10 protein-coding genes are annotated in these 11,234 nt (G+C 52.1%); 7 read left to right on the forward strand and 3 right to left on the reverse strand.

All coding sequences use genetic code 11. From position 1 onward, the window contains the following. The first annotated feature begins 42 nt into the window (after nt 1-42). The 7 genes from DEF47_RS24105 (at nt 43) to DEF47_RS24135 (ending at nt 9,350) form a co-directional block, all read left to right on the forward strand. Nucleotides 43-1,056: a catalase family protein gene (locus DEF47_RS24105; RefSeq protein ID WP_012188382.1), complete on the forward strand. Its 1,014-nt coding sequence runs from the start codon at nt 43-45 to the stop codon at nt 1,054-1,056. A 267-nt stretch (nt 1,057-1,323) separates the two neighbouring features. After that, entirely contained in the window at nt 1,324-3,261 is a 1,938-nt protein-coding gene (locus DEF47_RS24110) for a LodA/GoxA family CTQ-dependent oxidase (protein ID WP_012188383.1), read from the forward strand. Next, complete coding sequence (locus DEF47_RS24115) at nt 3,236-4,306, forward strand: FAD-dependent oxidoreductase (protein ID WP_012188384.1); 1,071 nt, start codon at nt 3,236-3,238, stop codon at nt 4,304-4,306. The genes DEF47_RS24110 and DEF47_RS24115 overlap by 26 nt, the downstream gene beginning before the upstream one ends. A gap of 202 nt (nt 4,307-4,508) precedes the next feature. Next, a complete protein-coding gene (locus DEF47_RS24120) occupies nt 4,509-5,882 on the forward strand; it encodes an FAD-dependent oxidoreductase (RefSeq protein ID WP_012188385.1) in 1,374 nt (457 codons plus the stop codon). Nucleotides 5,883-5,884: 2 nt separating this feature from the next. After that, nucleotides 5,885-7,246 (forward strand): FAD-dependent oxidoreductase, encoded by a 1,362-nt coding sequence (locus DEF47_RS24125; protein ID WP_012188386.1) that lies wholly within the window; start codon nt 5,885-5,887, stop codon nt 7,244-7,246. A gap of 74 nt (nt 7,247-7,320) precedes the next feature. Continuing rightward, entirely contained in the window at nt 7,321-8,679 is a 1,359-nt protein-coding gene (locus DEF47_RS24130) for an NAD(P)/FAD-dependent oxidoreductase (protein ID WP_012188387.1), read from the forward strand. A 110-nt stretch (nt 8,680-8,789) separates the two neighbouring features. Beyond that, nucleotides 8,790-9,350 (forward strand): type 1 glutamine amidotransferase domain-containing protein, encoded by a 561-nt coding sequence (locus tag DEF47_RS24135; protein WP_012188388.1) that lies wholly within the window; start codon nt 8,790-8,792, stop codon nt 9,348-9,350. Nucleotides 9,351-9,409: 59 nt separating this feature from the next. Here the strand turns inward: DEF47_RS24135 and DEF47_RS24140 are convergent, their stop codons facing one another. From DEF47_RS24140 to DEF47_RS24150, 3 genes are all read right to left on the reverse strand, one after another. Beyond that, complete coding sequence (locus DEF47_RS24140) at nt 9,410-9,877, reverse strand: NUDIX domain-containing protein (RefSeq protein WP_012188389.1); 468 nt, start codon at nt 9,875-9,877, stop codon at nt 9,410-9,412. Nucleotides 9,878-9,992: 115 nt separating this feature from the next. After that, a complete protein-coding gene (locus DEF47_RS24145) occupies nt 9,993-10,496 on the reverse strand; it encodes a hypothetical protein (protein WP_012188390.1) in 504 nt (167 codons plus the stop codon). 113 nt (nt 10,497-10,609) lie between these two features. Continuing rightward, on the reverse strand, nt 10,610-11,011 hold the full coding sequence (locus DEF47_RS24150) for a DUF3224 domain-containing protein (RefSeq protein ID WP_012188391.1): 402 nt from the start codon (nt 11,009-11,011) through the stop codon (nt 10,610-10,612). Nucleotides 11,012-11,234: the final 223 nt, after the last annotated feature.

Below are 11,234 nucleotides of genomic sequence, written 5' to 3' on the forward strand. Positions count from 1 at the left end.
GATTGGCTGCCCTCATCGATCACGCTGCACTGAGGAGCTTGTATGAGTTCAGATCATGCTCACGATTGTCCATGTGCTGATCCTATCACCCAATTACGCCAGCTCTTTGTCAACAAAACTATGGGCACGCGGATTAACGCCGGACAAGATCCGGTTCGACGGGCGGTGTTTCTTAAGCCGCACGGTGGGGCCAAAGCCACGTGGTGGGTTCGCCCCCATTTGCCAGCTGAGCTACGGGTTGGCTTGTTGGCCTACGATCAGCTGGCGGCTTGGCTGCGCTTTTCCAGCGATACCGTGCCGTTTGCCAGCGACCTTGGCACAACCTTGGGGGTAGGTATCAAGCTGTTTGGCGTACATGGTCGTAAGTTATTAACTGGTGAAGAAGCTGCATTAACTCACGATTTGGTCTTGCAAAATTATCCAGTCTTTTTTGTCGATACCGCCAAGGATATGTGCGAATTTACCTACGAAGGCTTGGTGGGTGATGGCTATGATGCATATCTCGCCAAACACCCCAAAACCCGCAAAATTCTCGATCTCATGCAGCAAAATCTGGCTAGTGTCTTCGATGCAGTCTATTGGAGCGGCTTGCCCTATGCATTTGGCCAAGGCCGTTACGTCAAATATCGCTTAGCGCTTGAAGCACTCAATCCACAGCCACCCGGCAACCCACAGCTCAACCCCAACTTTTTGCACGATGATCTGCGTAGTCGCTTGTTGGCCGGCCCAATTGATTTGCACTTTAGCATTCAACTGCGCACCAACCCTAAACTGATGCCGTTGGATGCAGCAACCGTCGAATGGTCAAGCGAGCTAGCGCCGCCGCTGCATGTGGCAACCCTAACTCTGCCCCAACAAGATATTGATGCACCTGGCCAAGCCGCCTACGTCGAAAATCTGGCCTTCAATCCTTGGCACGCGCTGCCCGAACACGCTCCAGTTGGCAGCATCAGTGAAGCTCGCAAAGTGGTCTATCAAGCTTCGGCGGAGTTGCGTCGCCAACGCAATGGCATTCCGATTGTGGAGCCACGTCAACCTCGTCACGATTTAACCTAGCGCATAAGGGGTTTCTGCTGCAAACCATGGAATCCATGGTTTATCGGTGGATGGTTGCCCACCATTTCATGAACTTTAGGGGGTGCAGGGGGATTAAAGCACCCTGCGTTTCCCGCCTAGAGGCGGGACGGAAGGGTGGTGATCCTTGATGGTTAATAACCGACCCCTGAAAGAAGATTGCTAGGGGTGGGGAAACAATGGTGTTTGTTACTGCAATAAACCAGTACATCTAAATATTAATTAAAAGGTTTACAAGGAGATATGATTATGGCTGGTGCTGAGATTGTCAGCGTCGCAATTTATCCTCCGGTTGGCTTTGCCCGCGTCGGAAATAGCCCAAATGAATTTTTTTATGGCCCCGAAGTGCTGGGTGCGCCCCAAGTTGACCCCGATTTGTTTCGCGATCCTAGTGGCGCGATCAAACGCCAAGCGGCGCGGTTTCGAGTTTATGGCTTGAATGCCGCTGGTGAGGTGATTTGCGAGTTAAACCAAACCAATCCTGATCTGCAAGAAATTGTCTGGACAGCGCAGCTCGCCAATCAAAAAGCCGCGTGGTATGAATTTATCCAAGCGCTGGATATTCCGGCCTCTGCTGATGGCAAAATTGTTAGCAAGCGCCGCAATGCCGATGTAACCGAGCGCGATCAATTGACGATCGATGGTGGCACACGCAGCATTTGTGGTTTGAATGTTAACCCTCAGGGCCAAGAGGCGATCTATGCCTTTGATCAGGGCACATTCTTTGGTAAGCACGTTTATTTGGGCGAATTGCGCACCGACGAACAGGGCAATTTGATTGTGCTGGGCGGGCGTGGTCACTCAGCTTCGGCCCATGGCAAGCCCTTAACCACCTTTGCCGATAACGATGATTGGCATGATGATACTGCCGATGGCCCGATTGAGGCCGTGGTCAAATTGAGTGATGGACGTGTTTTGCAGGCGACTCATGCGTGGGTGATTGTTGCGCCGCCTGATTATGCGCCAGGCACAAATTCGATTATGACAGGCTACGATTTGCTGTTTGAAGTGGCGATGCAGCTTGATCCGACGCTTGCGCCAGCTAAGCCCCGTTTTAGCAGCGAAATTTACCCGTTGCTCTCACGTTTTAGCCAATTGCAATGGGTTAATGCTGGCTTTGCGCGGAGTTTTGGTTGGGGCAGCCCCAGCGATTTCAATAATCCTGAGTTGATCGCTCGTTTGGGCGATCCTAGTGCTGCGAGCGAACCATTGCGCCAAGCGGTTTTGGCTCAAATGCGCAATCCCAGCAATCCCTATATCGATCCCGAAGGCTTGCCATTGTTTTATGGCGATGCGATTACGCTCAACACCAAAACCACCGATCCCCAAGAGTGGCAAGCAATTTTGCCCAGCCAATATCGTTGGCTAGAGCAATGGGCCAATGGCGATTTTATTGCCGATGGTTTGCCCGTGGTCAGGCCGTGGGCGCAGCTTGATCCTGCTGAACAGGCCTACAACCTAACGCGGGCGGCGCTTGATGCAACCTTGGGCGGGCCGTTTCACCCGGGCTGCGAATTCACTTGGCCGCTACGCCATACCTCGATGTATGCAGCACCATTTCGGCTCAAACGTCGTACTAGCCCTGAGCCAGATTGGGGCGATACGCTCGATGCGGCTACCGCCTTAGCACCCGATGGGATGTTGTATGCCAGCGATGCGGGCGCGATCACCCGTTGGATGGCCGTGCCTTGGCAAACCGATACCTCAAGCTGTCTCTCGGCCTATATGGGCTATGCCGGAACCTATCTGCCAACTTTTTGGCCCGCTCGTGTGCCCAACGATGTGCTTAGCCAAGAGAGCTACCAGATTATTATGAACCCTGATGCTACGCCTGAAGAGCGTGCCCAAGCCTTCGCGCCGACGGCCCGCCGCAAGTGGCTGCGCGGCATGGTCTACACCGAGAGCATTCCACCAGGCCACATTCCAACCGTGCCAGCAATTACTAAATTTACCAACGAATGGGATACCGTGGGCATTATCATCGCCCAAACTGGGCCTGAACATAGCGCTAGCTTCCCGCAAACGCTTTGGGTTGAAACAGGCCGACACGTTGAATCCGAGGCTCCCCAATTAACCCGTAGCCTAGCCGCCGAGCCAGAAACTGATCTAGTTGATAGCGACCTCAATTGGCCGCAACAACGCCTCAAGCGAGGACGCAAAAATGCCGCCGAAGCCAATAACGATTGATTGTTTGATCGTTGGCGGCGGAATTGCTGGCTGCGCCTGTGCCGTGCATCTCGCACGGCATGGGTGGCAGGTGCTTGTGCTCGAACGCCCGCCTGTGCGGCCACAGCGCTTTGGCGAAAGTTTAGCGCCTGCCGCTCGTCCGTTGGTGCACGAGCTTGGGCTCGATCTTGATCGGGAGCATTCGATTTGCCCGGGCAATCTAGCAGCTTGGGGATCAGATGCGATCTATCATCATGATTTTTTGGCAACGCCCTATGGTCATGGCTGGCATCTCAATCGACCTCACTTTGAGCAGCAGCTCCGCCAGCGCTGCCTTGAATTGGGCGTAACGTTCAGTTCAGTGTCAATCGGCTACCTCGAACGCCAGCCTGAGCGCTGGATTATTGGCGTTGGAGAGCAATTATTTCAAACGCGCTGGCTGATTGAATCCACTGGCCGAGCACGTTGGCTAGCACGGCGATTGGGCGCACAAACCCAGATTGATGGACCCAAACAGCTTGGTTTGGTGGCGATGCTGGAGCCACAAGCCCAACCATGGCCTGATCAGCGGAGTTTGGTTGAGGCGGTGGCTGATGGTTGGTGGTATGTGGCGCGAGTGCCGCAATCCCAAATGGCAACAATTTTTATTGGTCAACCAACCGCTGCCCAACGCCAAAAGCTTGCTCTGGCCGAGGGTTGGTGGCAAGCGCTCAAGCGTAGCACCTGGGCCAAACAATGGCTCGATCAACATCAGCTTTGTGCCCAACCGTATTGGGTCGATGCCAGCAGCAGCCGTTTGGATCGCTGCTATGGCAATGGTTGGTTGGCGATCGGTGACGCGGCCATGAGCTATGATCCGCTGGCGGCGCATGGGATTACGGTTGGATTAACTAGCGCTCGCGATGCCGCCCAATCTTTAATCGCTGCCAACCAAGGCTCAGTGGCTGCGCTGCATGGCTATGGCCACCAGCTAGAGCAGGCTTGGCAAGCCTATCGCCAACTGCGCCAGCAGATCTATGCCCAAGAACAGCGCTGGCCCAATCGCCCATTTTGGCAACCACGCTAGCAAAAAACCTGAATTATGCTAAGATGCAGCAATCAAATTTTTGGCTGCTGCATGGAGTCAAAAGCACCCACACACTCTACCCATCAATTGCTCCATCAACCACAGCAGCATGCTTCAATCTGCTACGTTTGCTAGAGAATCAAACGTTAGTAGCCACAATTGTTGTGTGAGTTGAATTCCATTTGGTATGGAAGGAGCTACGATGGGCCACGATCATGCGCTGGTTATCGGCGCAAGCATTAGCGGTTTAGCAACCGCGCAGATCCTCAGCCACTATTTTGCTCAAGTAACGATTATCGAACGTGATAGTTTGCCCGACTCGATTGAGGTTCGATCTGGTTTGCCGCAAGCTCGCCACCTACATCTGTTGTTGATGCGCGGAGCGCGTGAGCTTGAAACGCTCTTTCCTGGCATTGGGCAGGAACTCGTGGCTCACGGCGCACAGTCGGTCGATTTGATGAATGATTATCGCTATTTGATGGCTGGTGGCTGGGCCAAACCGCATCAATCAACCCATCGCACAATTTCGGCTAGCCGCCCGCTCTACGATTGGGTGCTGTTACAGCGCTTGCGCCAAAACCCCAAGATTCGGATCGAAACCCAAACTGATGTGCTTGGCTTGGTTGGGGATTTGCGCCATGTGCGGGGCATCAACACCAAGCGCCGTGATACTGGGGTTGAGCAACAATTTTTAGCTGAACTCTTGGTTGATTGCAGCGGGCGTTCATCCAAGCTTGATCAATGGCTGCAAGCGCTGGGTTGCCAAGCAGTGCCCGAAACTGTGATTGCCTCGAATGTAGGCTATTGCTCGCGGCTCTATGCCAAGCCCGAAGGCTGGAATGAATGGAAGGGCTTATTTGTGCGCCAGCGACCGTTGGTTAATCCACGCGGCGCGATTTTAACTGAGATCGAGGGTAATCGCTGGATGGTGACCTGTGGTGGATTCAACGAGGCCAAGCCACCACTTGATGAGAGCGAATGGCTGAATTGGCTCAACCAATTGCGCTCGCCAATTTTGTATGAATTATTGAGTAAGGCTCAGCCAATTAGCCCATTGGTGGGCTTTGGCCGCACCGAGAATCGCCAACGCCACTATGAGCGAATTAGCTTGCCTGCGGGAGTAGTGGCATTGGGTGATGCCGTTTGTGCCTTTAATCCAATTTATGGGCAAGGCATTAGCAATGCCACCTTGGGCGCGATCTTGCTGAGCCAGCATTTAAAAGAACAAGATCGGGCTTCAGCAGCGTGGGGTCAGCGCTTCCAACAAGCACTCGCTAAAAGCAATCAATTCCCTTGGAGCATTGCGGTGGGCGAAGATGCCCGCTATAACACCAGCGTTAAGCGTTCGTTTGGCGCAACCCTGCTACGCAACTACTTCGACCAAATTAACCTAGCATCAAGCAGTAATCCAGTTGTGCTCAACCGCTTCACGCCGATTGTGCATATGACTGGTAATCCCAGTGGTTTACTGCACCCAGCGATGATCTGGAATGTTATCAAAGGTCGCTTGCGATCAGCAACTCCCAACCCAACGCCCTCGATCCCTAGCATTCTCAGCGCTAGCCAAGGAGCTTAACCATGCTGCAAGATCATGCAATTGTGATTGGAGCCAGTATTAGTGGCCTGATTACCGCCCACATGCTGAGCCACCATTATGGCCGAGTTAGTGTGCTTGAACGCGATAGCTTGCCCGAGGCTGGCGATTTTCGGGCGGGTGTGCCGCAAGGTCGCCATGTGCATTTGCTGCTCATTCGCGGTGCACGCGAGCTGGAAACGCTCTTTCCAGGCATCAACCAAGAACTGCAAGATCTTGGGGCGCAAGCCGTCGATATGATCAACGATTGTCGCTATTACCTCAAAAATGGCTGGACAGTGCCTCAGCCAACCGATTTGAAAACGCTCTCGGCAACTCGCCCTTTATTTGATTGGGCAATTCGGCGGCGCTTATTGCAAAACCCCAAGATTCAGTTTTTAGCCCAACACGATGCCCTGAATCTGATTGGCAATAGCCGTCATATTCAAGGGGTGCAGGTGCGCAATCGCCAAGATGGTAGCGAACAGAGCTTGCATGCTGATCTGGTTGTCGATACCAGCGGGCGTAATTCCAAATTGGCGGAATGGTTGGTCGAGCTTGGTTGTGGCAAGGTAAGCGAAACCGTGCTTGATGCCAAACTTGGCTATACGTCGCGGCTCTATGCCAAACCCGAAGGTTGGAACGAATGGAAAGGCCTGTTTGTGATGCAACAGCCACCGACCATTCCCAAAGGTGCGATTTTGCTCGAAGTTGAGGGCAATCGCTGGATTGTGACTGGCGGCGGGGTCAATCATGCCAAACCACCAACCGATGAAGACGGTTTTATGCAATGGCTGCGCGAATTGCCATCGCCAATTTTGGCCGATTTATTGAGTAAATCGCAGCCGCTTAGCCCAACCAGTGGCTATGGGCGTACCGAAAATCGCCAACGCCACTACGATCGTATGCAACTGCCAGCCGGAGTAATTGCCTTAGGCGATGCCGTTTGTGCCTTTAATCCGGTGTATGGGCAAGGTATTAGCACCGCCACCTTGGGGGCAATCTTGCTTGGTACCCATTTAAAAGAGCAAGATCGTGGCTCGGCAGCATGGGGCCAGCGTTTCCAACAAGCCTTAGCCAAGAACAATCAATTTCCTTGGGAAATGGCGAGCGGCGAGGATTCGCGTTACGATTCATCGTTCAAACGCCCATTTTTCAGCAAGCTGATTGCACCCTATTTTGATCAAATTAATCAGGCCAGCTTGAATAGCAACGTGGTGTTTAGCGAGTTTATCAAAACAATTCATATGATCGGCAATCCGAATGCATTGTTTCATCCACGGGTATTTATTCCCGTGCTGCTGAGCAAAATTCGGCCTAAATATTCCGATGCAGTGCCAAACTTGCCCTTGCAGGTCAACGTATAGCATAGGCAACTGAATCAAGCCCTGCTATACTACTAGAATAGGCAGGAGTACATTTCAGATTTGGGAGGTGTGCTATGAGACGAGACCATGCGATTGTGATCGGGTCCAGCATCGGTGGATTATTGAGCGCCCGTGTGTTGAGCGAGGTGTATACCAAAGTGACGATTTTGGAGCGCGATACACTGCCCGATGGGGTGCAATTTCGCGCGGGCGTGCCGCAAGGTCGTCAATTACACTTACTACTGATGCGCGGCTTACTCGAATTAGAAAAACTGTTCCCCAAATTGCGCGAAGATATGAAGGCGCTTGGCGGCAACGAGCTGGATCTGATGAACGATTGTCGCTATTTATTTGCAGCGGGTTGGGCCGAACCACGACCCTCGGATTATCGCAGCATCATCGCCACCCGCCCCTTGTTCGATGCAGCGATTCTTGGGCGGATTCGCCAAATTCCCAATATTGAAATTCAAACGCGCCAAGAAGTGACGGATTTGCTCTTTCACGGGCGGCAAGTTGTCGGGGTCAAGCTGCGCAATCGTGATACTGGTGAGCAGCATGAACTCAACGCCAACTTGGTTGTCGATGCAGCAGGCCGTCCATCCAAGCTGCCCGAATGGCTGGAACAGCATCAATTTGGGCGCGTCAAAGAGACCATTTACAAATCGGATGTGGGCTATGCCACCAGAATGTACACTGCGCCAGCCGATTGGCAAGGCTGGCCAGCGATCTTTGTGATGCCGATGCCGCCGCATATTCGCCATGGCGCGACCTTCCTTAAAGTTGAAAACGATCAATGGCTCTTGACAATTGGCGGAGTTGGCAGCCAACGCCCACCAACCGATAGCGCCGAGTTTGAAGCTTGGTTGGCACGGATGCGCACACCATTGATTGCTGAAATTACCCAAAAATTTACGCCTGCCAGCCAAGTGTATGGTTATGCCAAAACCGAAAATCGTTGGGTTCATTACGAACGACTACCAGTAATGCCCGCTGGCCTGATTGCCATTGCCGACAGCGTGTGTGCCTTGAATCCAATTTATGGCCAAGGCATTACCAATACTGCCATGAGCGTTCAGGTTTTAGCCAAGCATCTGCAACGCGAGGGCATTGGCAGCGCCCCCTGGGCCTTGATCTTCCAAAAAGCCTTGGCTCGCCGCAACAAATCGGGCTGGCTCACCACCATAAGCGAGGATTCACGGCTGGCTGATACGCCGACCTATCGCCCAATTTTGCCAATTCGCGTGCTGCAATGGTATAGCGATAAAGTGAATTTAGCAGCGGCAGGCAATCGCGCTGCTACCAACGCGATGGTTGGCGCGATTCATATGATCGGCTCAGCTGCGAGCTTATTTACGCCCAACGTATTGATTGCCGCCTCGCGCTTTTTCCGTTCGCAACCACCAAGTAGCGTGCCAGCAGCGCCCGATAAATAACCAACTATGCGCCTTGATCACGGTTGATTGAGGCGTAGCATAGCTTCTGTGGCCTGATTCTTGCCTTAACCTAGGCATAGAATAGTGGTGTAACAGGAGGTATGCAACGGATGAGTCAGCATTTAAATGGTAAACGGGTAGCGATTATTGCAACTGATGGCTTTGAGCAGAGCGAGCTTGAAGAACCCAAAGCGGCCTTAGAGCAAGCCGGAGCCAAAACCCATGTCATTTCGCTCAAGGCTGGCACGATTCGCGGCTGGAAAGAGCAAGATTGGGGCAGCGAGGTTGCTGTCGATTACACGCTTGAACAAGTCAACCCTGCTGATTATGATGGGTTGTTGTTGCCTGGTGGCGTGATGAACCCCGATAAACTGCGGCGCGAAACCAGCGTTTTGAATTTTGTACGAGCCATGGCTGAAGCTGGCAAGCCAATTGCCGCCATTTGCCATGGCCCATGGACGCTGATCGATGCTGGAATCGCCAAAGGCCGCATGCTCACATCGTACCCAACCTTGCAAAACGACCTGAAAAATGCTGGAGCCGAGTGGGTTGATCGCGAAGTCGTGGTCGATAATGGCCTGGTGACTAGCCGCAATCCCCAAGATATTCCGGCCTTCAATCGCAAATTTATTGAAGAATTAGGCGAAGGTTTACATAAACAAGTTGGCTAATAACCTGCATGGTTAACAATGGCCCCATAGCTTTATCCTAGGCTGCGGGGCCATTTCATTTAAGCAATTGTTGGAATTGGATCGTTGCTCCAAATCGCTGGCATGCGCTCACGGTGCGGATCAATCAGATCCATAGTATCAATTTCGGCTTGGCTGAAATATCCCACTTCGGTGGTTTCGTTGCTTAGCCCAAGTTCGCCGCTAATCAAGCTCACCTCAAAATTCATGCTAATCACATGATATTGATTGCCATCGGCGTAGCGCACCATGCGATGTGGGTTGCTATAGACTCCCAGCAAGCGCACAACTTGCACCGTCAGCCCAGTTTCCTCAAACACCTCGCGAACGCAGGCCTCGCTAACCGATTCGCCAGCATCGACCGCTCCGCCAGGCAAACACCAGCGTCCGTTATCGGTGCGGCGGGTCAATAAAAGCTTGCTGCGCGTCGCATCGAAGAGGGTTGCCGAGCAACCAAGCATCAAGCGGCCTTGGGCAGCGATGCGATCGCCATACAGATATTGGGCCATTGTTCACTCCTCTAAGTTGCTAACAAACCTAGTGAGTATAGATCGCCGCCAAATTAAAAACAAGCGCCCTGCCCGCAGGCAGAGCGCTTGGTTGATACCGCAGGGTTCTCGTTGATTAATGTTTGTAGGAATGTTTCATCCCACAACCATGCGATTTATGATTGCTGAAAATAACGAGTAGTACGATGCCCCACCACCAATTAGTGATTGCCAGAATTGGAATCCCAATTAGCCACACTGCTGCTTGGTGTGATTGGCGCGATACAAGCACCCCAAAGCCCATCATAATCAGCTGCCAACTTTCAATTGCAACATTGCTAAACATAAGCAAGCCGAGCACAAGCAAGCCAAGCACGACCAACCCATCATTTGACGATTTGCCTGAGCGTTCTCGCTGGACGATTGGCTGGGCGACAGGCATTGGTGGCACAACTGGCTCAAGCTTGGGCGTAACCGGAATTGATTGCACAGCAGGCCCAGACTCACGGCGTAAATCTATTGTCTTGCCGAGGGCTGGCTGAACTGGCTTGCGCTGATTGGCGGTTTCAAGCCGAATACCACAATAGACACAAAATACCGCTGCTGTTTCGTTGTGACGGCCACATGCTGCACAATCCATGACCTTATGTTCCTTTCGCCTTGCCAAAAGAACTATGCAAGGCACTGCTTTTGATTGAATATCAATCCTTCTGGAACACAGTACGCAGCGTGGTTCAGCAAGGTTGCAAGTAATTAAACAAATTCATATTCAATTGCAAATGGATAACCCTCGGCATGGCCGCTGATCGCCAGTTTGCCATGGCCGCGCAAACCTGCTAATTCGCCGGTAGCTGAGCCAGCTACAACCTCAATCTGATCAAAAACATCGACCTGATTGGCAGTGCCGATATGTTGCAACACAAAACTACCAGTTTTACCCGCCAGCGTGCCAACAAAACGCTGTAGGCCAACATAACTGGCATCGCCAACTTCAGGGTAAGCCATTAAATATTCAACCGTGCTTTCGCCAGCTAAATCGCCTTCATAGCGATAGCGCACATGGGCACGAGTCATTTTGCCTTCGCCTGCTTGCTCATGAAACGATTTTTCATCCCATTCTAAAATGCTAAATATTGCCTTCGCAGTTGTGCTCATTCTATTCTCCAAGTAAAACGTTTGTGCTAATACTATAACCAAGCTTAAGCCAAATGTAAAGCAGGAAAAAAGGATGCGTGATGCGGGATGAACATTTGCGTTAATTCAAATACCTATGGGTTATCGACGATTGGTTATCGGAACATGGTATGAAAGTTGAAATGATCCTCCAATCCCAAAGCCTATAGCTGTAGTGGTTTATAGCATTAACAACCGCCAGCGT

Origin of the sequence: Herpetosiphon sp., from assembly GCF_003512625.1 — a bacterium.
In the GTDB taxonomy this organism is placed as follows: Bacteria; Chloroflexota; Chloroflexia; order Chloroflexales; family Herpetosiphonaceae; genus Herpetosiphon; species Herpetosiphon aurantiacus.